The sequence below is a fragment of the Streptomyces sp. SudanB182_2057 genome, assembly GCF_964272715.1.
Lineage (GTDB): Bacteria > Actinomycetota > Actinomycetes > Streptomycetales > Streptomycetaceae > Streptomyces > Streptomyces rubradiris.
In genome coordinates, this window is record NZ_OZ186798.1 from 5,522,193 (window position 1) to 5,547,853 (window position 25,661).

Consider the following 25,661-nt stretch of genomic DNA (forward strand, 5'->3'; position numbering starts at 1 on the left):
GGCGTGTTGTGGCGCACGGCGGTGGCACATAAGAGGCGACGGAACGCAAGGGGCGGGCCACCCGATCCGGTGACCCGCCTCGTACGTGTCGTCAGCGGCCCGGTGCGTGCCGCCCGCGTCCCTGGGAGAGCACCGGCAGATTGCGCTCCGGCGCCTGCCCGCGCGTGTCCTCCTCGACGCGCAGGGCGAGCGCCGGGCAGCGGCGTACCGCGCGCAGCGCCTTCCCCTCCGCGTACCGCGGTACCCGCGCCTGGGCGACGGTCGGGAAACCGTCCGCGCCGAGTTCGAACACCTCCGGGAGGATGTCCGCGCACAGCCCGTGGCCCCGGCACAGCGTCCAGTCCACGTGGATCCTCTGGCGGCTCGCGCCGCTCTCCGCGCCGCCCGGCACGCCCGTGGGGGCCCTGCCCCCCTCGAAGAGCGGCAGAACGCCCTTCACGGGCCGTCCGCAGCCGTTGCCGAGGACGTGCGCCGCCAGGTCGTCGGTGAACGCCTTGACGGTCGACTCCAGGAACATCGCCGAGCCGTCCGGATGCGTACACGCGCCGCGCCGCTTCACGTTGTTCGCGACCTGCTTCAGCGCCTCCAGGGCCGCCGGTCCGCCACCGTCCAGGACGTCCTCCAGCCCGCGCGCGGCGGCGGGCAGCCCCAGATAGCAGGGCCCGCACTGACCCGCGCTCTCCTCGGCCAGCCACCGCGCCACCCGCAGCGACTCGCCCAGCGGGCACGTCTCCTGGCCGATCGGCAGGATCGCGCCCGCGCCCAGCGAACCGCCCACCGCGTCCAGCGAGTCGCGGGAGACGATCGCCTCGTCCACGGTCGCCGCGTCGATCCACTTGCCGTGGTAGCCGCCGGTCAGGACGCCCTGCGGCACCGGCGGGGCGCCCGCGAGCCGCAACACGTAGCGCAGCGGCACGCCCGTGGGTACCTCGATCACCATCGGGCGGGCGACCGCGCCGGACACGGTGAGCATCACGGTGCCCGGTTCGTCGCGCAGGCCCGTGTGGGCGTAACGGTCCGGGCCGATGCGGGCGGCGATGGCGAGCTGCGCGAACGTCTCCGCGTTGGACAGCAGCGTGGGCGCCCCGCCGACACCGCTCCGCGAGGCGCTGACCTTGCGGCCGGGCGGGATCGCCGGGCCGCCGTCGATCGAGCGGATCAGCGAGGCGGCGGCACCGGAGACCATGCGCACCGGATTGCGCCGCACCCACGCGCGCAGCGCCGATCTACGGCTGTTGCCCAGACCGCGTTCGGCGAGCGCGGCCTCCATGGAGCGCTGCGTGGACTCCCGGGTGACGCCGATGACGAGGGTGCGCGCGCCGAGCGCCTCGGCGCACAGCAGGGCGCCGTCCAGGATGAGGTGCGGCGCCCGGTTGATCAGCACGGTGTCCTTGCGGCAGGCCGGCTCGTCCTCGCTGCCGTTCACCACGACGACCGGCCGCACCCCGCGCCTGATCGCCGACTCGGCGACCGAGCGCAGCTTCTTGTGGAAGGGGAAACCGGCTCCGCCGCGCCCCTTCAGACCGATGCGTTCGGCGAGCTGGGCGAGTTGTTCGCCGCCCAGCGTGTCGAGCGGCCCGTGCACCTTCAGGTGCATCGGCAGGTCGAGCCGCTCCACAAGGTCGAAACCCGACGTGAGCTGGGGAAGACCGACCACGCGGACCTCGGGGACGTCGGGCAGTGCCTCGTTCACTTGAAGCCTCCGGAAGGCGTGTTCCATGGTTCCCCCGAACCCGGCGCCCCGTGGGGCGAGCCGGGCAGCGGTTCGGTGGCGGGACCGCTGTCGAACGTGTCACCCGGGAGGTACGTGCCGTAGGGGCCGTTCGTCTCAGCGGTGTCGTACACGTCACGTCCGCCGTAGTCGGCGGCGCCCGGACCGCCGTGGACCGGGACGGTGTACCCGGCGTCCCGGAGCGGGTCGTACGCGGACGGCGGGGCCTCGCCGACCGGCGGCGGGGAGGGGACCGGCCAGCCGCCGAAGGCGCCGGAGGGGCCGTCCACGCGCGGAGCGGCCTCCGTGGGCCGGAGATCCGGCGGCAGGTCCGCGGCGGCCGCCCGGGCGGCCGTGAAGGGCTGCGGCGGGCGGTTCGGGACGGACACCGCGCGGTAGGCCGCGGCGAAACCGGCGGCGGGCGCGGCGGCGGGGGGCCGGTGGAGCGGGGCGGCGGGCGCCGGCCGTGGTCCCGGGCCGGTCCGGACCGGCCCGGTCGTCCGGGAGCGGCCGGCCTCCGGTTCGGCGGGTCCGGGCTGTGCGGGCCGGTCGAACAGGGCCACCAGGCGGTCGGCGACCCCGCGCTTGACCGGGCGCGGCGCGGCGCGCAGCGCGAGGGCGCCCAGCACGCCGAGCAGCGACAGGCTGTAGAGGATCACGAAGACGGGTTTGGCCGCGCGACCCGCGTAAAGGCCGTGGATCAGCGCCGCGCACCACGCGGGGTAGGCCAGCATGTGCATGGCCCGCCAGCGCGCCGCGACCGGGGCCGGGGTGGCGAAGGCGCCGCGCAGGGCGCCCGTGACCCCCACGAAGACCATCAGCAGGCCGGCGAGCGAGCCCAGCCCGATCAGGCCGGCGATCCCGGTGACGCCGAGCGAGAAGGGGACGGCCGCGGCGATCACCTCCGTGTGGCCGAGCGCGATCTTCGTGGTGATGTGCAGCAGCAGGAACGCGATCGAGGCGACCGCGGTCGCCCGGTGCACCGCCTGGCCGATGATCCGCTGCCGGGTGTTCAGGAAGATCCGGTCCTGGGCGAACAGGCCCCAGATCACCGAGCAGCTCAGCGAGACGAGAGACAGCACGCCCGCGCCGAAGTTCAGGAACTCGCGGAACCGGACGCCGCCGACCAGCACGGACACGGGGATGAACAGCAGGGCGACGGCGGACGCCACCCCATAGGCCGAGCGGCCCGGCAGGGGGAGCGGGCTGGTACGACGACGAGGGTTCATGGGGGGCGACTCCGAACGGTTTCGGGAAAGCGGTCCCGCTGCCGCACTCCAAGTGGCGCCATACCGATCGGTACGGGGTTTGGGCTATTGCGCTGTTATCGACGGACAATCCGATCGGAGTGGCGTCCCATAGGAGTGAGGTGTGCGAAGTAATCGCAGAGCTTTGTTGCGTACCGGCGGGCTTCGTGGACATGTCCTCCAGGGATACGGAAGCGCGTCGCGGCTCGCTCAAGGGCTGCGGTACCCTAGCGCCATGCGTGCCGTACGCCTTCTGCTTAGCGGGCCGCGCTGATCAGTACCGACCCCGGTATGGCCGTGAGGTCGGCATCGGCGCGGCGTCCCCTCCTGTGTGAGGGGTTTTTTCTTTTCCGCAGGCAGAGACGATCGATGGAGCTTTGAGGATCATGAGCGAGACGAACCCCGCTGCCACCGCCGCGTCGGCGGAGGCCGCGCCGCACCGCTACACGGCCGCCATGGCAGCCGAGATCGAGGCACGCTGGCAGGACTTCTGGGACGCCGACGGCACCTACGCGGCGCCGAACCCCACGGGCGACCTGGCGGGCGACCCCGGGCTGGCCGCCAGGCCCAAGAAGTTCATCATGGACATGTTCCCTTACCCCTCGGGCGCCGGCCTGCACGTCGGCCACCCGCTGGGCTACATCGCCACCGACGTCTACGCCCGGTTCCAGCGCATGACCGGCCACAACGTCCTGCACACCCTCGGCTTCGACGCCTTCGGCCTGCCCGCCGAGCAGTACGCCGTGCAGACCGGCACGCATCCCCGGGTGTCCACCGAGGCCAACATCGAGAACATGAAGGCCCAGCTGCGCCGGCTGGGCCTGGGCCACGACAAGCGCCGGTCGTTCGCCACGATCGACCCGGAGTACTACAAGTGGACCCAGTGGATCTTCCTGCAGATCTTCAACTCCTGGTACGACGAGGAGGCGCGCAAGGCCCGCCCGATCTCCGAGCTGATCGCCCAGTTCGAGTCCGGTGAACGCGCCATTCCGGGCACCACGCGCGCGTGGAGCGAACTGAACGCCCGCGAACGCGCCGACATCCTGGGCGAGTACCGCCTGGCCTACGCCTCCGACGCGCCCGTCAACTGGTGCCCCGGCCTGGGCACCGTACTGGCCAACGAGGAGGTCACCGCCGACGGCCGTTCCGAGCGCGGCAACTACCCGGTCTTCAAGGCCAAGCTGCGCCAGTGGAACATGCGCATCACCGCCTACGCCGACCGGCTGCTGGAGGACCTGGAGGAGCTGGACTGGCCCGAGGCCATCAAGCTCCAGCAGCGCAACTGGATCGGCCGCAGCGAGGGCGCCCGCATCGACTTCCCGATCGACGGCGAGCACATCACGGTCTTCACCACCCGCCCGGACACCCTGTTCGGCGCGACCTACATGGTGCTGGCGCCCGAGCACCCGCTGGTCGAGAAGTTCACCCCCGAGGCGTGGCCCGAGGGCACGCACGAGGTGTGGACCGGCGGCCACGCCACCCCGGCCGAGGCCGTCGCCGCCTACCGCACGCAGGCCGCCTCCAAGTCCGACGTGGAGCGGCAGGCCGAGGCCAAGGACAAGACCGGCGTCTTCACCGGCGCCTTCGCGACCAACCCGGTCAGCGGCGAGCGCGTCCCGGTCTTCATCGCCGACTACGTCCTGATGGGCTACGGCACCGGCGCGATCATGGCCGTCCCGGGCCACGACAGCCGCGACTTCGCCTTCGCGCGCGCCTTCGAGCTGCCCATCCGCTGCGTGGTCGAGCCGACCGACGGCCGCGGCACCGACCCGTCCACCTGGGACGACGCCTTCGTCTCCTACGACGCGAAGATCGTCAACTCCGACAGCGACGGCCTCAGGCTGAACGGCCTGGGCGTGGCCGACGCCAAGGCGCGCATCACCGAGTGGCTGGCGAGCGAGGGCATCGGCGAGGGCACCGTCAACTTCCGCCTGCGCGACTGGCTGTTCAGCCGCCAGCGCTACTGGGGCGAGCCCTTCCCGATCGTCTACGACGAGGACGGCGTCGCCCACGCGCTGCCCGAGTCGATGCTGCCGCTGGAGCTGCCCGAGGTCGAGGACTACAGCCCGCGCACCTTCGACCCGGACGACTCCGACACCCAGCCCGAGACCCCGCTGTCGCGCAACGAGGAATGGGTCAACGTCACCCTGGACCTGGGCGACGGCCCCAAGAAGTACCGCCGCGAGACCAACACCATGCCCAACTGGGCCGGTTCCTGCTGGTACGAGTTCCGCTACCTGGACCCGCACAACGACCGCGAGCTGGTGGACCCGGAGATCGAGCGGTACTGGATGGGCCCGCGCGAGGGCCTGCCGCACGGCGGTGTGGACCTGTACGTCGGCGGCGCCGAGCACGCCGTGCTGCACCTGCTGTACGCGCGCTTCTGGTCCAAGGTCCTGTACGACCTGGGGCACGTCTCCTCCGCGGAGCCGTTCCACAAGCTGTTCAACCAGGGCATGATCCAGGCCTACGTCTACCGCGACAGCCGGGGCATCGCGGTGCCGGCCGCCGAGGTGGAGGAGCGCGACGGCGCGTACTACTACCAGGGCGAGAAGGTCAGCCGGCTGCTGGGCAAGATGGGCAAGTCCCTGAAGAACGCGGTGACCCCGGACGAGATCGCTGCCGAGTACGGCGCCGACACGCTGCGCCTGTACGAGATGGCCATGGGCCCGCTGGACGTCTCCCGCCCGTGGGACACGCGCGCGGTGGTCGGCCAGTTCCGGCTGCTGCAGCGGCTGTGGCGCAACATCGTCGACGAGACCACCGGCGAGGTCACCGTCACCGACGCCGAGGCCGACGAGGAGACCCTGCGCGCCCTGCACAAGGCCATCGACGGCGTGCGCCAGGACCTGGAGGGCCTGCGCTTCAACACCGCCATCGCCAAGGTCACCGAGCTGAACAACCACCTGACCAAGACCGGTGGCGCGGTGCCGCGGTCCGTGGCCGAGCCGCTGGTGCTGATGGTCGCCCCGCTGGCCCCGCACATCGCCGAGGAGCTGTGGCGCAAGCTGGGTCACACCGACTCCGTCGTCCACCGGGACTTCCCGGTCGCCGACCCGGCCTACGTCGTCGACGAGACCGTGACCTGCGTCGTGCAGATCAAGGGCAAGGTCAAGGCCCGGCTGGAGGTGCCGCCCGCCATCTCCGAGGAGGAGCTGGAGAAGGTCGCGCTGGCCGACGACAAGGTGATCGCGGCGCTGGGCGGCGCGGGCATCCGCAAGGTGATCGTGCGGGCGCCGAAGCTGGTCAACATCGTTCCCGCGTAAACACCGGGGTACGACAGGGAACACCGGCGTACAACGGGAACATCGGCGTACAAACGGACCAGAAACGGGCAGAACCGGCGTACGCCGGCCCGTAAAAACGGGTGTCTCCGCCGGCTCGGGGTAGTCCCCTACGGGCAGGTTCGGGGTTCGGACGGAACTCCGGGCCTGCCCGCTGCGTTTACCGTGGAGAGGCGCAGCGGGCCGTACCGCACCGACCGGAGGAGGAGCGCCATGGACGTAGTGCTCATCGTGTTCGCCCTGCTCTTCCTGATCTTCGTAGGTATGGGCGCCTACGCCACGGTCAAGGCCGTCCGCGCCACCAAGCGAGGTGTGGACCGGACCATCGCGCAGGCCCGGCGCACGGTCGAGGACCACACCCTGCGCGCCAAGTCTGTCGCCCAGCCCGGGCCGGCCGGTGAGATCGCCCGGCTGCGGCTCGCCCTGCGCACCTCCATGCGCGCCACACAGGACGCGCTGCACGCGGGCGTGGCCGAGGACGAGTCGCTGAAGGAGTCCCTCGGCCTCTTCGAGCGCCTCAGCGTCCACGGCCACGACCTGGACGCCGACCTCAAGCGCCTGGAGACCGAGCCCGACCGGGCCACGCTCGCCGCGCGCCTGCCCGAACTGCGCGCGCGCACCGAGCGCGTCACCCAGTCCGCCGACTCCCTGCGCTGGGCCGTCCGCGACCGGGCCCGCCGCTTCTCCGACGACGATCTGGACCACCTCAGCGCCCAGATCGACATCGAGGCCGGCGCCCTGCGCCACTGGACGAGCGCCGAACCCGGCCAGGCGTCCTCGCACTGGTCCGACGCCCCCGCCACCCCCGCCGACGGCCCTGCCACGGGACAGGCGCGCTCCGACGCGGCCGGCGCCCGCGCCACCGCGCGGCCCGCTCCCGACGCGATCACCGGGGCGTCCTGGCGCCCCACCGTCCCGTGGCAGAAGAAGCCCCGCCCCGAGAGCACCACATGAGCGGACCGCTCCCCGGGCACACGTCAGGGGCCGGGCTGCCGAGCGAGCACTACGCCAGGTAACCTCCAGCTCATGTCCCGCCATGTCGCGATCGTCACCGATTCAACGGCCTACCTGCCGCCCCGGGCGATGGAGCGTCACGGCATCACCACGGTCCCGCTGACCGTGGTCCTCGGCGACCGGGCGCTCGAAGAGGGCACCGAGATCTCCACCCGCTCCCTCGCCCAGGCGCTGCAGAAACGCCGTTCCGTGACCACCTCCCGCCCCAGCCCCCAGGTGTTCGCCGAGACCTACCGCAGACTCGCCGAGTCCGGCGCGAGCGGCATCGTCTCCCTGCACCTGTCCGCCGAGCTGTCCGGGACCTACGACGCGGCGGTCCTCGCGGCGCGCGAGGCACCGGTGCCCGTGCGCGTGGTGGATACCGGAGTGATCGCGATGGCGCTCGGCTTCTGCGCGCTCACCGCGGCCGAGACCGCGGAGGCCGGTGGCACGGTGGACGAGGCCGTCACGGCCGCCGAGAAACGGGCCGCGGGCACCTCCGCCGTGTTCTACGTCGACACCCTCGACTATCTGCGCCGAGGCGGCCGCATCGGCGCCGCGCGGAAACTGCTGGGCTCCGCGCTCGCCGTCAAACCCCTGCTCCAGCTGGAGGACGGCCGTATCGAGCCGCTCGAAAAGGTGCGTACGGCGTCCAAGGCGATCGCGCGCTTGGAGGAGCTCACCGTGGAGCGGGCGGGCAACGCGGAGGTCGACATCGCCGTTCACCATCTCGCCGCCGCCGACGGTGCCGCCGCACTCGCCGACCGGCTGCGGGCGCGCGTCCCGGGCCTGGCCGACCTGCATGTCAGCGAGGTCGGAGCGGTGATCGGGGCGCATACCGGGCCTGGTCTGCTGGGGGCTGTCGTCTCGCCTCGCTGAGGTCGGGGCGAGGCCGTCGGCCCGTCGGTTTCACTCGTGTGGGTGGCGGAGTTATCCACAACCGGTCGGTAACGCACGGGAATTCACCAAGATCATCGCGATGTGGCGAAGTGCTCCATCCTCGTCGCATGGCACTTCGATCCCGCTCCCGCATCGCGACCCCGACCAGCGGCCCCGGCCGTGGCCCGGCTTCCGACGGCCGCGTCCGGCACCGCCGCGCCATCGGACACCGGTCACCGCGCCACCGCGCCACCGGGCCCCGCCCTGCCGAACACCACGGCGCTACCGAGCCGCGATCCACCGACCCGCGATCCACCGAGCCCCGACGCGCCGAACACCGTCACAGCCGCCGTCGGCCGCCCGCGCCGGCGGAGGAACTGCGCCGCCGCGCGGAACTCCTCTTCGGTGAACGGGCGGTCCAGTGGCGGGAGTCCGGGAACGCGCCGCCCGATCCGGGCGGCTCGGCGGGTGCGTCGGCATCGGCGGTGGAGGGGACGGTGCCGGGGCCGGTGCGGCCGACGGGGCGGGGGTCCGTACGGCCGACGGTGCCGGCGAGGGCAGGCACCACGACTGTGGCGGATCGGGGCACGGTTCCGCCGCGCTCGTCGGCCGACCTGGCCCCATCAACCCCATCGCCCCCGCCATCCGCCGTCTCCATGAAGGGCGGACAGGCCGGTGGTGCCCAGTCGCCGGAACCGGAGGGACCGGGCGAGGCGGAGGTGTCCGCGGCTCCGGGCTGGCGGGAGCGCGCCGGGCTGGCCCTGCGGGAGCGGATGCCGGTATGGCTCCAGGTGCGGTACGGGGTGGAACGGCGAGCGGTCGTGGCGCTGGCCGTGGTGCTCGTGGCCGCGGCCGTCCTCGCCGGGCAGCACTTCTGGTCGGGCCGGACCCAGTCCGTGAGCGCCCCGCAAGTGGTCCGCGCGCAGGAGCCGTTGACCAAGAAACAGGAGGAGACCGCGGCCGCCGCGGTCGGGTCCGCCTCGGCGACACCCGCCGCCGAGATCGTCGTGGACGTCGGCGGCAAGGTCCGCAAACCGGGAATCCTGCGGCTGCCGTCAGGTGCCCGGGTGGCCGACGCGTTGCGAGCGGCGGGCGGGGTCCGGCCGGGGGTGAGCACGGAGGGGCTCAACCGGGCCCGTTTCCTGGTCGACGGCGAGCAGGTCCTCGTCGGCGTCCCCGCAGGAGCCGCCGCTCCAGCCGGCTCGGCGCCCGGGCAGCTCTCCGGTGCCGCCGGCCCGGGCCCGGTCGCGCCGGTCTCCCTCAACACCGCCACCGCGGATCAGCTCGACACTCTGCCCGGAGTAGGCCCGGTACTGGCCCGGCACATCATCGACTACCGCACCCAGCACGGCGGTTTCCGCTCCGTGGACGAACTGCGCGAGGTCAACGGCATCGGCGACAGCCGGTTCACCGATCTGCGCGACCTGGTACGGCCATGAACCGCGCGCCCGACGTGGTCGGCCCGGGCGCCGGGTACGAGGCGAGCGGAGCCGCGCGGACCAGTCGGGACGGCCCCCTGGACCTGCGCCTGGTGCCACCCGCGCTCGCGGCCTGGGGCACGGCGGCCCTGACCCTGGACGCCCCGGCGGCCTGGACCGCCGGGACCGTCGTCTGCTGCCTGCTCGGCGGTGTCCTGCTGCTGTCGGTACGGCGATCGGACCGGGCCGAGCGGACAGGGCAGGCAAGGCGGGCAGGGCGGACGAGGTGGTCCGGGCGGACCGGGCAAGTTGGACGCCCCGAATCCACCGGACGGGCAGGGCAGGCCGGACGGGCCGGGGTGGCTGGGTGGGTGCGGGGCCGGTTCCACTGGGCGCGGGCCACCGGCGCCGCCGTGCTGCTCTGTGCCGCCGCGGCGGCCGTCTCCGCCGGACTGCACGGGGCCGACGTGCGGCGCGGGCCGGTGCCCGAGCTGGCCCGGCGGTTCACGACCGTCACCGCAGAGGTCGAGCTGAGCGGCGATCCCTGGCTGAGCGCACCACGGGTGCGCGGCGACCATCTGGCACCGACGGCGGTACTGGCGCGGGCCGAGGTGCGGAGCGTGGAGGCGGCCGACGGACGGCGGACGCGGGTGCGGACGCCCGTGCTGCTGATCGTCGACGCGGATGTCCCGGCACCGGAGGGAAGCGCCGGGAGGAGCCGAAGTCCCGGGCCGCCGAACGGAGTCGACCGGAACAGGCCGGGCGGGCGAGCCGCCTGGCTCGGGCTGCTGCCGTCCACGCGGCTCCGGGTCGACGGCCGACTGGCGCCCGCGCTCACGGGCGGCGACCGGACAGCGGCCGTGCTGCGGGTGCGCGGACGGCCGGTACCCCGGATCGTGGCGGAGCCGAACGGACCGCAACGGCTCGCGGGCCGGCTCAGGGCGGGCCTGCGGGAGGCGACCGAGGACCTGCCGGGGGACGCGCGGGCGCTGCTTCCCGGACTGGTCGTCGGGGACACCTCGCGGATCACGCCCGAGCTGGACCACGCTTTCGACGAGACGGACCTGGCACACATCCTCGCCGTCTCCGGCAGCAACCTCACCGTCCTGCTCGCGTTGCTCATCGGTCCGCCGGGCCTGGCCCAACGGGCCGAACGCAGGGGCCTGGCCCCACGCCTGGGCCTCTCCCTGAGGATGACGGCCGTGCTCGCGGGAGCGCTGACACTGGGCTTCGTGGTCGTCTGCCGGCCCGACCCCAGCGTCCTGCGGGCCGCGGTCTGCGGCGCCGTCGCGCTGCTCGCCCTGGCCACCGGGCGCCGCAGATCGCTGATCCCGGCGCTGGCCACGGCCGTCCTGCTGCTGGTGCTGTACGACCCGTGGCTGGCGCGCGGTTACGGCTTCCTGCTGTCGGTGCTGGCCACCGGCGCGCTGCTGGTGCTGGCACCGGGCTGGAGCGAGGCGTTGCGGCGGCGCCGGGTGCCCCCGAGGCTCGCCGAGGCGCTGGCGGCGGCCGCCGCGGCCCAGGCCGTGTGCGCGCCGGTCGTGGCGGTGCTGTCGGCCCGGGTGAGCCTGGTGGCGGTGCCGTGCAATCTGCTGGCCGAGGTGGCGGTCGCACCGGCCACCGTGCTGGGATTCACGGCACTCGCGACGGCGCCCGTGCTGATGCCGGTGGCGAAGGCGCTGGCCTGGTGCGCGAGTTGGCCTGCCGGGTGGATCGCCGGAGTCGCCCGGGCCGGGGCGGCGCTGCCCGGCGCGGGTGTGGACTGGCCGGGGAGCTGGCCGGGTGCGCTGGCGCTCGCGGCGGTCACCGTGGCCGTCGTGGCGGTCGGCCGGAGACTGCTGCGGCACCCCGTGTGGTGCGGACTGCTCGGCGTGCTGCTCGTGCTGGTCGTGGCCCGGCCGGCGCCGCTCACCCGGGTGATCACGGGCTGGCCGCCGCCCGGCTGGAGATTCGCGATGTGCGACGTCGGGCAGGGCGACGCGACGGTGCTGGCGGCGGGCGAGGGAACCGGGGTGGTCGTGGACGCCGGACCGGATCCCGCGCTGGTCGACGACTGTCTGCGGCGGCTGGGCATCACCCGCGTCCCCCTTGTGATCCTGACCCACTTCCACGCCGACCACGTGGCGGGCCTGCCCGGTGTCCTGCGGGGCCGCTCGGTGGCCGCGATCGAGACCACCGGGCTCGCGGAACCGGCGGACCAGGCGCGGTTCGTCCGCAGGGAGGCGGCCGAGCGGCACATCCCGGTCGTGACGGCCGTCGCGGGAGAGGAACGGCGCGTCGGACCGCTCACCTGGCGGGTCCTGTGGCCCCCGCCCCAGGGAGCCGGGCCGCCCTTCGGAATGCGAACACCCGCCCCCGCACCGGGTTCCGCCCCCGCACCGAACCCCGCCCCCGCCCCCGGCCCGGCTCCCGCACCCGGCCCTGCCTTCCGGCCGGAAGGGCCGAATGACGCCAGCGTCACGCTGCTCGTACATACGGGCGGACTGCGACTGCTGCTGCTCGGGGACCTCGAACCCCCGGCCCAGCAGGCGCTCCTGCGGTCCCCGGCGGCGGCCGGCCTGGCCGGGGTGGACGCCCTGAAGGTGGCCCACCACGGATCGGCCTACCAGGATCCCCGGCTGTTGCGCCTCGCCGCACCCCGGGTGGCACTCGTCTCCGCCGGGGCCGACAACCCCTACGGTCATCCGGCCCCGTCCACCGTGGCCGCGCTGCGGAGCGGCGGGGCGACGGTCCTGCGCACCGACCGGGACGGGGCGCTCGCGCTGACCGGAACCGGAGGGAGGGGAGGGGAGCTGCGCGTGACGAGTGCCCGCTGACCCGGTGTCACAGGGGACGAGTTGTGTGGCGGCTGTGTGAAATCTTGACCTGAGCGACTAATTCGGATCAGTCCCGGCGCATGCAGTGGATTCCTGTGATGTGGGTCTGTGTTGCCTCGAAAGCCGCATCGGTGATCGAATGAACCTTCGGCAATCGATCATGTCGAGGGGTACAGGGGTGTCGTGGATGTTCGGTCGCTTGTTGGGTAACCGGAGACACCGCGTGCAACGGTCGAATCCCCTGGCGGGGGTCCGGACACCGCCGCATGCGGGAGTGCTCAGCTGCCGGGTGGTCGACCCGGTCAACGAGCCCGTGGCGGGCGCGGAGTTGACGGTCACCGACGCCATGGGCCGCCGGGTGGTGACCGGGGGTACGGACCCCTACGGCCTGTTCCTGGCCATGGTGCCGCCGGGGGAGTACCGGCTCGCGGTGGGGGCCGAGGGCTACGCGCCGTACCGGGCCACCGCGCTGGTCGGGGAGAACTCCCTCGCCTCGCTGGGCGATGTGACGCTTCAGGTGGCCCAGCCGCCGGAACCGCCGGCGCCGGGCGACTGGGACATAGACCCCGCGCACTCCTCGATCGCCTTCACCGCACGGCACATCGGACTGGCCCGGATCCACGGGCGGTTCAACTCCTTCGCCGGGGTGGTGCGGATCGCCGAGCGGATCGAGCAGTCGGCGATGCACGTGGTGATCGACGCGTCCTCCATCGACACGGGGATCCGGATGCGCGACGATCACTTGCGGTCGGCGGACTTCCTGGACGTACAGCGGTTCCCGACGCTGGAGTTCTACAGCGACCGGTTCGTGCACAAGGGCGGCAACCGGTGGACGGTCACCGGGGCGCTGTCGTTGCACGGGGTGACCCGGACGGTCACGCTCGACACCGATTACCTCGGGCTCGGCAACGGCGTGGAGGGCGAGACGCGGTCGGCCTGCCGGGCCACCACCGAACTGCACCGGGACGACTTCACGATCAGCTGGCAGTCGATGCTGGCCCGGGGCATCGCGGCGGTCGGACCGAGCATCCGCGTCGACCTCGACGTGCAGATCGTGCCGAAGAGCTGACCCGCGCGATCACTCCGCGTCCGCGCCCAAGCCGGCGGGTGGCCCTCCAGGGCGGGACACGGGGCGCGGGGCCCGGGCCGTAGGGCGACGGCGCGGACGCGTCCTTGGCAGCAGGGGTGCGCTCCGGGCCCTGTCACACCGGTCAGGGCGAAAGCCCACCCGCAGGGAAGGCGGGTACCCGAGGCACAGGCCGCGCGTACCGGCTGCCCCCGGCCGACCTGGGGCAGAGGCCGACCGACCCGGGCCGGAGGTCCGCGCCGGGTGCCGGAGAATGGCTCCGTGAGCGATGTGAGACACGTGCTGGTGCTGCCCGACCGCGACGCCGCCGAGGAAGCGGCCGAGGCGCTCGGGGAGCGGTTCGGGATCGACGAGGAGCCCCGGCTCCTCCGGGACGCGCTCGCCGGTGAGGACGACGCCGAGGACGCCCAGTGGCTGGTGGTCCTGCGGGACGAGGCCGCGCGGCTCGACCCCGCCGAGCTGGACGCGTTCGCGGGGGAGTGGGACGGCTGGCGCGAGGAACCGTGACCCCGAGCCGCCCTCAGGGCCCGCTCCGGGACCGGTCAGGGTGGCGGAGCCGGTTGGCTGTCAGTGCCGCGTGGGATGCTGTAGGCGATGGCCAGGAAGACTGCGAATGACGACCCTCTCGCCCCGGTGACCGTTGCCGTGGGCCAGGAGGACCTCCTGCTCGACCGTGCCGTGCGGGAGGTGGTGGCCGCCGCCAAGGCCGCCGACGCCGACACGGACGTACGTGACCTGACCCCGGACCAGCTGCAGCCCGGCACACTCGCCGAGCTGACCAGCCCGTCGCTCTTCGCGGAGCGCAAGGTCGTGGTCGTACGCAACGCGCAGGACCTGTCCGCCGACACGGTCAAGGACGTGAAGGCGTATCTCGGTTCGCCCGCCGAGGAGATCACGCTGGTGCTGCTGCACGCCGGCGGCGCCAAGGGAAAGGGGCTGCTGGACGCGGCGCGCAAGGCGGGCGCGCGGGAGGTGGCCTGCCCGAAGATGACCAAGCCGGCGGACCGGCTGGCCTTCGTGCGGGGCGAGTTCCGCTCCCTCGGGCGGTCGGCCACCCCCGAGGCCTGCCAGGCGCTCTGCGACGCCATCGGGAGCGATCTGCGGGAGCTGGCCTCGGCGGTCTCGCAGTTGGTCGCCGACGTGGAAGGGACGATCGACGAGGCGATCGTCGGGCGGTACTACACGGGGCGCGCCGAGGCATCCAGCTTCACGGTCGCCGACCGGGCCGTGGAGGGGCGTACGGCGGAGGCGCTGGAGGCCCTGAGATGGTCGCTGGCGACAGGCGTGGCGCCGGTGATGATCACCAGCGCGCTGGCACAGGGCGTGCGGGCGATCGGCAAGCTGTCCTCGGCCCGGGGCGGCCGGCCGGCCGATCTGGCGCGTGAGCTGGGCATGCCGCCGTGGAAGATCGACCGGGTGCGCCAGCAGATGCGGGGCTGGACGCCGGACGGGGTAGCGGTGGCACTCAGAGCGGTCGCGGAGGCGGACGCGGGCGTGAAGGGCGGCGGCGACGACCCCGAGTACGCCCTGGAGAAGGCGGTCGTGGTGATCGCCCGAGCCGCCCGCTCCAGAGGCCGGGCCTGACCGGACGCCCCAGGGCCGCGGACAAGCCGGGATTCCCCGGAGCCACCGGTCGGGGTGGCTCCCCTCACCCACCGAAACACGGGCCGCCCCGACAACCGGCGCGCACGAGCACCGCACAACCGGCGCCTACGGGCACCGACAACCGGCACCGCTTTCGCGCCGCCGCGCCCCCACCCAGCCCCCACCCCAAGCGCGCCAAAGGCTCCCCAGGCCCGCCAAGGCCCCCGGCACGCCAAAGGCCCCCGGCATGCCAAAGACCCCGGTGCCCGCCTTGGGGAAAGGCGAAGGCGCCGGGGCCGTCGGATCAAGCTTGTGGATCCACGCCCGCGTGGCGAACGCAGGCCGCGCGTGGGTCCGGGGGGCCGGTCGGGAGCGGATGAGAGAGGGCCCGCTCTGGGTCCTTCCGGCGGTCAGATCAGAAAGGAGGTTCAGCCCTTGAGGGAGGTGACCTTGGAAGCAAGCGCCGACTTCTTGTTGGCGGCCTGGTTCTTGTGGATGACGCCCTTGGAGACGGCCTTGTCGAGCGCACGAGCGGCAGCGCGCTGCAGCTCGGTGGCCTTCTCGACGTCACCCGCGGCAGCGGCCTCACGGGCCTTGCGGATCGCGGTCTTCAGAGAGGACTTGACGGCCTTGTTGCGCAGCCGGGCCTTCTCGTTGGTCTTGATCCGCTTGATCTGGGACTTGATGTTCGCCACGAAGGAGCCTTTTCAGGTTCAGGCGCGGGGCCGCTCGGGTCCCGTGCCGGTGATCCAAACTTTTCTGTCGCGCCTCGCGCTGAGAGGGCATGAGGCACAGCCATCTACAGTACCAGTGGCCCTCCGGGCAGCCCAAAACGGCTCCAGGTCCCTCCCCGTGGGACCATGGAGACTACGTAACGATCCGACCCGAGGCATAAGGCGCCTCAAGAGACAGGACCCTGCGTGCCCGCGACCCCTAACCATGTGCCCGAGCCGAGCCGTACCGACCCGGCTCTGATCCGCAACTTCTGCATCATCGCGCACATCGACCACGGCAAGTCCACGCTCGCCGACCGGATGCTCCAGCTGACCGGTGTGGTCGAGCAGCGGCAGATGCGTGCTCAGTACCTCGACCGGATGGACATCGAGCGCGAGCGCGGCATCACGATCAAGTCCCAGGCGGTGCGTCTGCCCTGGGCCCCGACCGAGGGCCCCGACCAGGGCACGACCCACATCCTCAACATGATCGACACCCCGGGGCACGTCGACTTCACCTACGAGGTCTCGCGGTCGCTCGCCGCCTGCGAGGGGACCATCCTCCTGGTCGACGCCGCCCAGGGCATCGAGGCGCAGACCCTCGCCAACCTGTACCTGGCGATGGAGAACGACCTCACGATCATCCCGGTGCTGAACAAGATCGACCTCCCGGCCGCGCAGCCGGAGAAGTTCGCCGAGGAGCTGGCGAACCTGGTCGGCTGCGAACCGGACGACGTGCTCAAGGTCTCGGCGAAGACCGGTCTCGGTGTGGACGCGCTGCTGAACAAGGTCGTCAAGGAGATCCCGGCGCCGGTCGGTGTCGCCGACGCGCCCGCCCGCGCGATGATCTTCGACTCGGTCTACGACTCCTACCGCGGTGTCGTGACGTACGTCCGTGTCATCGACGGCCAGCTCAACAGGCGCGAGCGCATCAAGATGATGTCGACCGGCGCCACGCACGAGCTGCTGGAGATCGGTGTCAACTCGCCGGAGATGCTGCCGGCCGACGGCCTCGGCGTCGGTGAGGTGGGGTACCTCATCACCGGCGTGAAGGACGTCCGGCAGTCCAAGGTCGGTGACACGGTCACCAGCCAGCACAAGGGCGCCACCGAGGCGCTCGGCGGTTACAAGGACCCGAAGCCGATGGTCTTCTCCGGTCTGTACCCGCTGGACGGCTCCGACTACCCGGAGCTGCGCGAGGCCCTGGACAAGCTCCAGCTCAACGACGCCGCGCTGGTCTACGAGCCGGAGACCTCCGCCGCCCTCGGCTTCGGTTTCCGCGTCGGCTTCCTCGGCCTTCTGCACCTGGACGTGATCCGGGAGCGGCTGGAGCGCGAGTTCGGGCTCGACCTGATCGCCACCGCCCCCAACGTGGTCTACCGCGTGATCCTGGAGGACGGCAGCGAGGTCACCGTCACCAACCCGAGCGAGTTCCCCGAGGGCAAGATCGACGAGGTGTACGAGCCGGTCGTGCGGGCGACGATCCTCGCGCCGACCGAGTTCATCGGCGCGATCATGGAGCTGTGCCAGACCCGGCGCGGCACGCTGCTGGGCATGGACTACCTCTCCGAGGACCGTGTCGAGATCCGCTACACCCTGCCGCTCGCGGAGATCGTCTTCGACTTCTTCGACCAGCTGAAGTCGAAGACCCGGGGCTACGCCTCCCTGGACTACGAGCCCACGGGCGAGCAGAGCAGCTCCCTGGTCAAGGTCGACATCCTGCTGCACGGCGACAAGGTGGACGCCTTCTCGGCGATCACCCACAAGGACCAGGCGTACGCGTACGGCGTGCGGCTCGTCGCCAAGCTCAAGGAGCTGATCCCGCGGCAGAACTTCGAGGTGCCGGTGCAGGCCGCCATCGGCTCCCGGGTCATCGCCCGCGAGACCATCCGCGCCATCCGCAAGGACGTCCTCGCCAAGTGCTACGGCGGTGACATCTCCCGTAAGCGGAAGCTGCTGGAGAAGCAGAAGGAAGGCAAGAAGCGGATGAAGATGGTGGGTTCCGTGGAGGTTCCGCAGGAGGCCTTCATCGCCGTCCTGTCCAGCGATGACAGCGCGGGGTCGGCCAAGGGCAAGAAGTAACCGGAGGCTGTGGCCGGTTGCGTCCGCAAAGCGGGCATGTGGGGGCCCGTCGTGCGAAAGCGCGGCGGGCCCCCGTGCGTGGCGGGCGTTACTCCGTGTCGGAAAGTGTCGGGCCGATGCCCCTTACGCGGCGGGCGGACGCCCCTTACCCTGATCCCTGCTCGTTAGTTACTCGCGAGTTAAACAACAGTCCGCCAACCCCACCGTGAGTCAACCCAGCCGCACCGAGCCAGCCGCACCGTCGCGGGCCCCCGGAGGATGTCGTGAGCGACACACAGACCCTGATCGAGAACCGTCCGCCGTCCGTGGCGGCCCTCTTCCTGGAGCGCGTGGCGGCGACACCGGACGCCGAGGCCTACCGCTACCCCGTTCCGCCGGCCGCGGGCGAGGGCCCCGACGACTGGGAGTCGCTCAGCTGGGCGCAGGCGGCCGAGCGGGTGTACGCGATCGCGGCCGGGCTCATCGAGCTGGGCATCGAGCCCGAGCAGCGGGTGGCGCTCGCCTCCTCCACCCGGGTCGAGTGGATCCTCACCGACCTCGGCATCATGTGCGCCGGCGGTGCCACCACGACCGTCTACCCGCAGACCAACGCCGACGAGTCCGCGTTCATCCTCGCCGACTCCGAGAGCCGCGTCCTGGTCGCCGAGGACGCGGCACAGCTGGCCAAGGCCGTGGCGAAGCGCCCGGAGCTGCCCGCGCTCGCCAAGGTCGTGGTGATCGACCCGGCCGGCGTGGAGACCGGCGACTGGGTGATCACCCTCGCCGAGCTGGAGGAGCGCGGCGCCGCCTACCTGGAGCAGCACCCGCAGCTGATCAAGGAGCGGGTCGGCGCGATCACCAGGGAGCAGCTCGCCACCCTGATCTACACCTCCGGCACCACCGGCCGCCCCAAGGGCGTGCGCCTGCCGCACGACAACTGGTCGTACATGGCCAAGGCGATCGCCGCGACCGGCCTGGTCACCATCGACGACGTCCAGTACCTGTGGCTGCCGCTCGCGCACGTCTTCGGCAAGGTGCTCACCTCCGGCCAGATCGAGGTCGGGCACGTCACCGCGGTCGACGGCCGCGTGGACAAGATCATCGAGAATCTGCCGGTGGTGCGGCCGACGTACATGGCGGCCGTGCCGCGCATCTTCGAGAAGGTGTACAACGGCGTGGCGGCCAAGGCCCGCGAGGGCGGCGCGGCCAAGTACAAGGTCTTCCAGTGGGCGGCCGAGGTCGCCCGCGAGTACGCCAAGGTCACCCAGGACAACTTCCGCCGCACCGGCGTCGCCTCGGCGCCGTTCGGGCTCGCCGCGAAGCACAAGGTGGCCGACACCCTCGTCTACGCCAAGCTCCGCGAGGCCTTCGGCGGCCGGCTGCGCGCCTGCGTCTCCGGCGCCTCCGCGCTCGCGCCCGAGATCGGCTACTTCTTCGCCGGGGCCGGCATCCACATCCTGGAGGGCTACGGCCTCACCGAGACCTCCGCCGCCTCCTTCGTCAACCCCGGCGAGGCCTATCGCACCGGCACGGTCGGCAAGCCGCTGCCCGGCACCGAGGTCCGCATCGCCGACGACGGCGAGATCCTGCTGCGCGGCCCCGGCATCATGCAGGGCTACCACCAGCAGCCCGAGAAGACCGCCGAGGTACTGGAGTCCGACGGCTGGTTCCACACCGGCGACATCGGCGAGCTGTCGCCCGACGGCTATCTGCGCATCACCGACCGCAAGAAGGACCTCATCAAGACCTCCGGCGGCAAGTACGTCGCGCCGGCCGAGATCGAGGGCCAGTTCAAGGCGGTGTGCCCGTACGTGTCCAACATCCTCGTGCACGGCGCCGACCGTAACTACTGCACCGCCCTGATCGCCCTGGACGAGCCCGCGATCCTCCAGTGGGCGAAGGAGAACGGCCTGGAGGGCAGGTCGTACGCCGAGGTCGTCGCCGCGCCGCGGACGGTGGAGATGATCGACGGGTACGTGCAGCAGCTCAACGCCGGGCTCCAGCGCTGGCAGACCATCAAGAAGTTCCGGCTGCTGACGCGCGACCTCGACGTGGAACACGGCGAGATCACGCCGAGCCTGAAGCTGAAGCGGCCGGTGGTCGAGCGGACGTACAAGGATCTGATCGACGAGATGTACGCCGGCACCAGAGAGGCGTAGACGCCCGGGGCGCCCGCGGGCCGGCCACGCTTTCGCGCCACGCGGCGCGGCCGCACGGCGACGCGCCTCCACGCCCCTCACGCTCACCGACGCTCGAATACAACGCTCACCGGCGCTCGAAAGGTTCCGTCTTCCGGTCAGTTCCGTGACTCGGCGCTTATAGGCGGGTCCGGTCTGTCACCCTGGCCGCATGGACATGGCGGCCATACCCGCACAGCGGGAGAGCGAGTCTCAGCCAGACGCGGCGCGGGGGCGGGCCACGCTGCCCGGCAGCCCCCTCGCCCCGGGGTCGGCCCGCGCCCTGGTGCGGGCCGCGCTGGCCGAGGCGCCCGGCGTCCCGGCGCGGCTCGCCGACGACGCGATGGCGGTCGTCAGCGAACTGGTCACCAACGCCGTCGTACACGCCGGCACCGACGTGCACGTCGAGTGGCGGCTGGAGGAGACCGGCGCGTTCGTGATCGAGGTGTGCGACCGGCACCCCTCCCGCGCCCCACGGGACGCCGGCTGCGAGGCGCCGTACGACACCCCCGAGTACGGGCGCGGGCTGCGGCTCGTCGCCACGCTCGCCGAATCCTGGGGCGTCACCTACCGCGCCGGCGCCAAGAGTGTCTGGGCCCGGCTGCCCCCGGGCGGCAGCGACGCCCCGGACGGTCCCGCCCCCGGGCCCGCCCTGGAGGTCGCCGAGGACCTCGCCCCGCAGCCGCACCGCGCCGACGGCGACCGGGACTGGCTCGGCCGGGGCGCCCTGTCCTTCCTCGCCGAGGCATCCGACCTGCTCGCCGGGCAGCTCGACGAGAACCTGGTCGCCGCGCTCACCGGCCAGCTGATCGTGCCCCGGCTCGCCGACTGGTGCGCGGTCTGGCTGGAGGACGAGGCGACCGTCCGCGGCGGCGCCCGCGACGGCCCCGCCCGGGTCTGGCACGCCAGCGAGGCCCGCATGGAGGAACTGCGCGCCGCGCTGGAGAAGGAGCCGCCGCGCCCGCCGGACGGAACGCGCTCCGGTCCCGCGGCCTACCCCTGGCCCGGCCACGCGCTCGGCCCGCACGGCACCGACGGCACGGCGCTGGCCTACCGGCTGGTCGCGGGCGGCCGGCCGCTCGGCACGCTGGTCATCGGCCGGTGCGGACCGGCCGGCTTCCCCGACGAGATCACCGGCCTGGTGGAGGACCTGAGCCGACGGGTCGCCCTGGCCATCGGCGCGGCCCGCCAGTACGCCCGCCAGGCCACCATCAGCGCCGTGCTCCAGCGCGGTCTGCTGCCCGGCGCGGTCGCCGAGATCCCCGGCGTGCGCAGCGCGCTCGTCTACGAACCCTGCGACCAGGGCGGCCCCAGCGGCGACTTCTACGACCTGTTCCCGGCGGGCGACGGACGCTGGTGCTTCGCCGTCGGCGACGTCCAGGGCAAGGGCCCGGAGGCGGCCGTGGTGATCGGCCTCGCCCGCCCCTGGCTGCGGCTGCTCGCCCGCGAGGGGTACGGCGTCGCGGACGTCCTGGACCGCCTCAACCAACTGCTGCTGGACGACGCCACCGAGGCGGCCGACGCCGCGGCCCGCGCCCTGGTCGCCGCCGGCGGCCGGCCGCCGGGCCTCGGGGACGGCCCGCAGACGCGCTTCCTCTCCCTCCTCTACGGCGAACTGACCCCGCACGCCGACGGGGTCCGCTGCACCCTCGCCTCCGCCGGTCACCCGCTGCCGCTGGTCCTCGCCCCGGACGGCACCGTACGCACTGTCGCCCGCCCGCAGACCCTGCTCGGTGTGGTGGAGGACGAGACGTACACCAGCGAGACCGTGGAGCTGCGGTCCGGTGACAGCCTGCTGTGCGTCACCGACGGGGTGACCGAGCGGCGCTCCGGCAGCCGCCAGTTCGACGACGGCGACGGCCTCGCCCACGCCCTGTCCGGCTGCGCCGGGCTCGGCGCCGAGCTGATCGCGGAGCGCATCCGCCGCCTGGTCCACGACTTCGGCGCCGACCTGCCCGGGGACGACCTGGCGCTGCTGGTGCTCCAGGCCGAGTGACGCCCCCGGTCCGCGGCCGGCGGGGCAACGCCCGCGGTGCTGGACAATGGAAGGCATGCCTTCCGCACTCCCCGACGGCGAGCCCGTCCCCGCCGACGGCGCGCTGCCCGGCTCCGCGCTCGCCGGGGCCGCCGCCCGCCCGCTCGGTTTCTATCTGCACGTCCCGTACTGCGCGACCCGCTGCGGGTACTGCGACTTCAACACCTACACCGCGACCGAGCTGCGCGGCACCGGCGGAGTGCTCGCCTCCCGGGACAACTACGCCGACACCCTCGCCCAGGAGATCCGGCTCGCGCGGAAGGTGCTGGGCGACGACCCCCGCGAGGTCCGTACGGTGTTCGTCGGGGGCGGTACGCCGACGCTGCTGGCCGCCGAGGACCTGGTACGGATGCTGGGGACGATCCGCGAGGAGTTCGGTCTCGCGCCGGACGCGGAGATCACCACGGAGGCGAACCCGGAGTCCGTCGACCCCGCCTACCTGGCCACCCTCCGCGAGGGCGGCTTCAACCGGATCTCCTTCGGCATGCAGAGCGCCCGGCGGCACGTGCTGAAGGTCCTGGACCGCACCCACACCCCCGGCCGGCCCGAGGCGTGCGTGGCGGAGGCCCGGGCGGCGGGCTTCGAGCACGTGAACCTGGACCTGATCTACGGCACGCCGGGGGAGAGCGACGACGACTGGCGGGCCTCCCTGGAGGCCGCCCTGGGCGCCGGGCCCGACCACGTCAGCGCCTACGCGCTCATCGTGGAGGAGGGCACCCAGCTGGCCCGCCGGATCCGCCGGGGCGAGGTCCCGATGACCGACGACGACGTGCACGCCGACCGGTACCTGATCGCCGAGGAGACGCTGAGCCGGGCGGGCTTCGAGTGGTACGAGGTCTCCAACTGGGCCACCTCCGAGGCGGGTCGCTGCCTGCACAACGAGCTGTACTGGCGCGGCGCCGACTGGTGGGGCGCCGGACCGGGGGCGCACTCGCACGTGGGCGGCGTGCGCTGGTGGAACGTGAAACACCCCGGCGCGTACGCGGCGGCGCTCGCCGACGGACGCTCTCCGGGCGCCGGCCGCGAGATCCTCTCGGACGAGGACCGCCGCGTGGAACGCGTCCTCCTGGAACTCCGGCTGCGCGAGGGCGTCCCCCTGTCCCTGCTCAAGCCGGAGGGCCTCGCGGCCTCCCGGCGCGCCCTGGCGGACGGCCTCCTCCAGGAACGGCCGTACGAGGAGGGCCGGGCCGCACTGACCCTGCGCGGACGCCTGCTGGCGGACGCGGTGGTGCGGGACCTGGTGGACTGATCACTCGGGTGAGTGAATCCCCCCGGAGCGCAGGTTCGGTCCCTAACCTGGTTCGTAGGCTGCCGCCAAAAGGACGCGGCGGATGTGGAGGCCACGGAGATGACCGCTGTGGACGAGCGTGGAATGGCCAAGTACCTCGACGAGATCGAGCCTCCCGAGGGCGTCAAGGCCGAGCTTCTCCGGGGGGTAATCGTGATGATGGCCAGCCCCGATCTGGTGCACAACCTGATCGTGCTGCACACACAGAGGCAGATTCCTCTGGAGCGGTGGTATCCCCTCCAGACCCAGGACGTGGGCATCCTCGGTGAGGAGAGCATGCCTGTCCCGGATCTGGTGGTCGCGGCGCCGGACGTACTGCCTGCCGCAGGCCGTCTGTTGCCGTCACAGCTGGTCACGGCCGTGGTGGAGGTCGTCTCCAAATCAAGCGTCCACCAGGACTACGTGGTCAAGCGCTCCATCTACGCGGCGGGCGGGATTCCCACCTACCTCGTCATCGACCCGATCATGGCGCACTGTGTCTTGCTGACGAGGCCCATGGGTCAAAGGGAGGACGCCGACTACTTCGCTCAGGAAATCATCAAGTTCGGCGAGCCGGTCCCGTTGAAGGATCTCGGGCTCGAACTCGACACCAGCGAGTTCGGAACGCTTCCGGACGTCAAGCCCCACCGCTACCCGTGACGAAGTCGATCAGTTCCTCCACGCGGCCCAGCAGTTCCGGTTCCAGGTCCTTGTAGGACCGGACCCGTTTCAGGATCGCCTGCCATACCGCGCCGGTGTTCTCCGCCGGCCAGCCCAGGGACCGGCAGACCCCCGTCTTCCAGTCCTGGCCCTTCGGTACCGTCGGCCACGCCTCGATGCCCAGGGAGGCGGGCTTCACCGCCTGCCAGATGTCGATGAACGGGTGGCCGACGACCAGGGCGTGTTCGCTGGTGACCGACTGGGCGATCCGCCATTCCTTGGTGCCCGGCACCAGGTGGTCCACCAGGACGCCCAGCCGGGCGTCGGGCCCCGGGGCGAAGGACTCCACGATGGCCGGCAGGTCGTCCACGCCCTCCAGGTACTCCACGACCACGCCCTCGACGCGCAGGTCGTCGCCCCAGACCTTCTCGACCAGTTCGGCGTCGTGCCGGCCCTCCACGTAGATGCGGCCGGCGCGGGCCACGCGCGCGCGTGCCTGGGGGACGGCGATCGAGCCGGACGCCGTACGGGTGGGGCGGGCCGGGGCCGAGGCCGGGCGGACCAGGGTGACGGGCCTGCCCTCCAGCAGGAAGCCGCGCGGTTCCAGGGGGAAGACGCGGTGCTTGCCGAAGCGGTCCTCCAGAGTCACCGTGCCCGCCTCGCAACGGATCACCGCGCCGCAGAACCCGGTACCGGCCTCCTCCACCACCAGGCCTGGCTCGGCGGCCACCTCCGGCGCCGGCTGCGGCTTCTTCTTCCAGGGAGGGGTGAGATCCGGCGAATACACACGAGGGCGCGGGCCCGAAGGGCCCTCGTTGGAAGGGCGGTGGCGGGAGACGGGTGGGCGCATTCGGATGACGATAGGAGAAGCCGTGCCGTGACAAGCGCGACACGCCGGAATGCGAAGAGAACCGCCGTTCAGATCACGCCGAACCGTGCCGCCAGCTCGTCCCGTTGACGTCGTACGAACGCCGCGTCCACCACCGCTCCGTGACCGGGCACGTACACCGCGTCCTCGCCGCCCAGCGCCAGCAGCCGGTCCAGGGCGTCCGGCCAGCGGGCGGGGACCGCGTCCGGGCCGGCCTGGGGCTCGCCGGACTCCTCCACCAGGTCGCCGCAGAAGACGACCTCCGGGGAGCCGGGGATCAGCACCGCGAGGTCGTGCGCGGTGTGGCCCGGGCCCACGTTGGCCAGCAGCGCCTGGCGGCCGCCGCCGAGGTCCAGCGTCCACTCGCCGGACACCAGGTGCCGGGGCGCGACCAGCGCGTCCACGGCCTCGTCGGCGTCGGCGACCGGCAGCCCGTTGCGCACCGCGTCCAGCCGCAGCTCCGCCCGCTCGAACGCGAACACCGCGTCCAGGCCGACCGCCCCGTACAGCTCCGCCCCGGCGAACACCGCCGCGCCGAAGACGTGGTCGAAGTGGGGATGGGTGAGCGCGAGATGGGTCACACGGCCGCCCGCCAGCTCCTCGGCCCGCGCGCGCAGCCGGGCCCCCTCCGCCAGGCTCGAACCGGCGTCCACGAGCAGCGCCGTCCCCTCGCCCACGACCAGCCCCGCCGTGCAGTCCCAGCCCGGCAGCCGGCACCGCCCCACCCCGGCCGCCAGCCGTTCCCACCCCAGCTCTTCCCAAGTCACGCTCATACCCGCGACGCTAGCGGTACGACCCGGCGGCGCGGCCCGACCTTGCCCCGGGTGTACCCGACGGCCGTACACTGGGCCGGGGAATGCT

19 protein-coding genes are annotated in these 25,661 nt (G+C 72.6%); 13 read left to right on the top strand and 6 right to left on the bottom strand.

Annotated features, from left to right (window positions below; all coding sequences use genetic code 11):
* Positions 1-91 precede the first annotated feature (91 nt).
* Entirely contained in the window at positions 92-1,693 is a 1,602-nt protein-coding gene (locus ACSURM_RS24380; RefSeq protein WP_436957891.1) for an NADH-ubiquinone oxidoreductase-F iron-sulfur binding region domain-containing protein, read from the bottom strand.
* Entirely contained in the window at positions 1,690-2,940 is a 1,251-nt protein-coding gene (locus ACSURM_RS24385) for a cytochrome b/b6 domain-containing protein (protein WP_436957892.1), read from the bottom strand. The genes ACSURM_RS24380 and ACSURM_RS24385 overlap by 4 nt, the downstream gene beginning before the upstream one ends.
* A gap of 404 nt (positions 2,941-3,344) precedes the next feature.
* Between ACSURM_RS24385 and leuS the strand changes: the two genes are divergently transcribed.
* The 3 genes from leuS (at position 3,345) to ACSURM_RS24400 (ending at position 8,114) form a co-directional block, all read left to right on the top strand.
* Positions 3,345-6,224 carry a leucine--tRNA ligase gene (gene leuS, locus ACSURM_RS24390; RefSeq protein ID WP_436957893.1) on the top strand — a complete coding sequence of 960 codons (2,880 nt, stop codon included), beginning with the start codon at positions 3,345-3,347 and terminating at the stop codon, positions 6,222-6,224.
* A gap of 231 nt (positions 6,225-6,455) precedes the next feature.
* Complete coding sequence (locus ACSURM_RS24395; protein WP_436957894.1) at positions 6,456-7,196, top strand: hypothetical protein; 741 nt, start codon at positions 6,456-6,458, stop codon at positions 7,194-7,196.
* Between the two features lie 72 nt (positions 7,197-7,268).
* Complete coding sequence (locus ACSURM_RS24400) at positions 7,269-8,114, top strand: DegV family protein (protein WP_436957895.1); 846 nt, start codon at positions 7,269-7,271, stop codon at positions 8,112-8,114.
* Positions 8,115-8,454: 340 nt separating this feature from the next.
* Here the strand turns inward: ACSURM_RS24400 and ACSURM_RS24405 are convergent, their stop codons facing one another.
* Positions 8,455-8,679, bottom strand: a complete 225-nt coding sequence (locus tag ACSURM_RS24405) for a hypothetical protein (RefSeq protein WP_436957896.1) — start codon at positions 8,677-8,679, stop codon at positions 8,455-8,457.
* A 91-nt stretch (positions 8,680-8,770) separates the two neighbouring features.
* On the opposite strand from ACSURM_RS24405, the gene ACSURM_RS24410 reads away from it, so the two are divergent.
* The 5 genes from ACSURM_RS24410 (at position 8,771) to holA (ending at position 15,019) form a co-directional block, all read left to right on the top strand.
* Entirely contained in the window at positions 8,771-9,553 is a 783-nt protein-coding gene (locus tag ACSURM_RS24410) for a helix-hairpin-helix domain-containing protein (RefSeq protein ID WP_436957897.1), read from the top strand.
* Positions 9,550-12,348 (top strand): ComEC/Rec2 family competence protein, encoded by a 2,799-nt coding sequence (locus ACSURM_RS24415; protein WP_436957898.1) that lies wholly within the window; start codon positions 9,550-9,552, stop codon positions 12,346-12,348. Before ACSURM_RS24410 ends, ACSURM_RS24415 begins: the two co-directional genes overlap by 4 nt.
* A gap of 187 nt (positions 12,349-12,535) precedes the next feature.
* The gene (locus tag ACSURM_RS24420; RefSeq protein ID WP_436957899.1) at positions 12,536-13,417 is read left to right on the top strand and encodes a YceI family protein; all 882 of its coding nucleotides are present in this window, start codon (positions 12,536-12,538) and stop codon (positions 13,415-13,417) included.
* A gap of 279 nt (positions 13,418-13,696) precedes the next feature.
* Entirely contained in the window at positions 13,697-13,942 is a 246-nt protein-coding gene (locus ACSURM_RS24425; protein ID WP_436957900.1) for a hypothetical protein, read from the top strand.
* An 87-nt stretch (positions 13,943-14,029) separates the two neighbouring features.
* On the top strand, positions 14,030-15,019 hold the full coding sequence (holA, locus tag ACSURM_RS24430) for a DNA polymerase III subunit delta (protein ID WP_030604975.1): 990 nt from the start codon (positions 14,030-14,032) through the stop codon (positions 15,017-15,019).
* 428 nt (positions 15,020-15,447) lie between these two features.
* On the opposite strand, the gene rpsT is transcribed toward holA, so the two are convergent.
* Positions 15,448-15,714, bottom strand: a complete 267-nt coding sequence (gene rpsT, locus ACSURM_RS24435; RefSeq protein ID WP_067006864.1) for a 30S ribosomal protein S20 — start codon at positions 15,712-15,714, stop codon at positions 15,448-15,450.
* A gap of 225 nt (positions 15,715-15,939) precedes the next feature.
* On the opposite strand from rpsT, the gene lepA reads away from it, so the two are divergent.
* From lepA to ACSURM_RS24460, 5 genes are all read left to right on the top strand, one after another.
* Positions 15,940-17,814, top strand: coding sequence for a translation elongation factor 4 (gene lepA / locus ACSURM_RS24440; protein ID WP_359043089.1), 1,875 nt, complete (start codon positions 15,940-15,942; stop codon positions 17,812-17,814).
* 263 nt (positions 17,815-18,077) lie between these two features.
* Positions 18,078-19,952 carry an AMP-dependent synthetase/ligase gene (locus tag ACSURM_RS24445; RefSeq protein WP_436957901.1) on the top strand — a complete coding sequence of 625 codons (1,875 nt, stop codon included), beginning with the start codon at positions 18,078-18,080 and terminating at the stop codon, positions 19,950-19,952.
* Positions 19,953-20,148: 196 nt separating this feature from the next.
* Positions 20,149-21,966: a SpoIIE family protein phosphatase gene (locus ACSURM_RS24450; RefSeq protein ID WP_436961174.1), complete on the top strand. Its 1,818-nt coding sequence runs from the start codon at positions 20,149-20,151 to the stop codon at positions 21,964-21,966.
* 55 nt (positions 21,967-22,021) lie between these two features.
* Entirely contained in the window at positions 22,022-23,254 is a 1,233-nt protein-coding gene (gene hemW, locus ACSURM_RS24455) for a radical SAM family heme chaperone HemW (protein WP_436957902.1), read from the top strand.
* A gap of 99 nt (positions 23,255-23,353) precedes the next feature.
* A complete protein-coding gene (locus ACSURM_RS24460) occupies positions 23,354-23,932 on the top strand; it encodes a Uma2 family endonuclease (protein ID WP_436961175.1) in 579 nt (192 codons plus the stop codon).
* Here the strand turns inward: ACSURM_RS24460 and ACSURM_RS24465 are convergent.
* Both ACSURM_RS24465 and ACSURM_RS24470 read right to left on the bottom strand, forming a co-directional pair.
* Positions 23,910-24,782, bottom strand: coding sequence for a DUF3097 domain-containing protein (locus ACSURM_RS24465; RefSeq protein ID WP_436957903.1), 873 nt, complete (start codon positions 24,780-24,782; stop codon positions 23,910-23,912). The genes ACSURM_RS24460 and ACSURM_RS24465 overlap by 23 nt on opposite strands.
* Before the next feature lie 68 nt (positions 24,783-24,850).
* Positions 24,851-25,573, bottom strand: a complete 723-nt coding sequence (locus tag ACSURM_RS24470; protein ID WP_359043099.1) for an MBL fold metallo-hydrolase — start codon at positions 25,571-25,573, stop codon at positions 24,851-24,853.
* Positions 25,574-25,661: the final 88 nt, after the last annotated feature.

Bases quoted from the DNA above. Each gene is read 5' to 3' on its own strand.
- ACSURM_RS24385 (WP_436957892.1), bottom strand. From the start codon at position 2,940: ATGAACCCTCGTCGTCGTACCAGCCCGCTCCCCCTGCCGGGCCGCTCG.
- hemW (WP_436957902.1), top strand. From the start codon at position 22,022: ATGCCTTCCGCACTCCCCGACGGCGAGCCCGTCCCCGCCGACGGCGCG.
- ACSURM_RS24420 (WP_436957899.1), top strand. From the start codon at position 12,536: ATGTTCGGTCGCTTGTTGGGTAACCGGAGACACCGCGTGCAACGGTCG.
- ACSURM_RS24470 (WP_359043099.1), bottom strand. From the start codon at position 25,573: ATGAGCGTGACTTGGGAAGAGCTGGGGTGGGAACGGCTGGCGGCCGGG.
- ACSURM_RS24400 (WP_436957895.1), top strand. From the start codon at position 7,269: ATGTCCCGCCATGTCGCGATCGTCACCGATTCAACGGCCTACCTGCCG.
- ACSURM_RS24460 (WP_436961175.1), top strand. From the start codon at position 23,354: ATGACCGCTGTGGACGAGCGTGGAATGGCCAAGTACCTCGACGAGATC.
- ACSURM_RS24395 (WP_436957894.1), top strand. From the start codon at position 6,456: ATGGACGTAGTGCTCATCGTGTTCGCCCTGCTCTTCCTGATCTTCGTA.
- leuS (WP_436957893.1), top strand. From the start codon at position 3,345: ATGAGCGAGACGAACCCCGCTGCCACCGCCGCGTCGGCGGAGGCCGCG.
- ACSURM_RS24450 (WP_436961174.1), top strand. From the start codon at position 20,149: ATGGCGGCCATACCCGCACAGCGGGAGAGCGAGTCTCAGCCAGACGCG.
- ACSURM_RS24415 (WP_436957898.1), top strand. From the start codon at position 9,550: ATGAACCGCGCGCCCGACGTGGTCGGCCCGGGCGCCGGGTACGAGGCG.
- ACSURM_RS24410 (WP_436957897.1), top strand. From the start codon at position 8,771: ATGAAGGGCGGACAGGCCGGTGGTGCCCAGTCGCCGGAACCGGAGGGA.
- holA (WP_030604975.1), top strand. From the start codon at position 14,030: ATGGCCAGGAAGACTGCGAATGACGACCCTCTCGCCCCGGTGACCGTT.
- ACSURM_RS24465 (WP_436957903.1), bottom strand. From the start codon at position 24,782: ATGCGCCCACCCGTCTCCCGCCACCGCCCTTCCAACGAGGGCCCTTCG.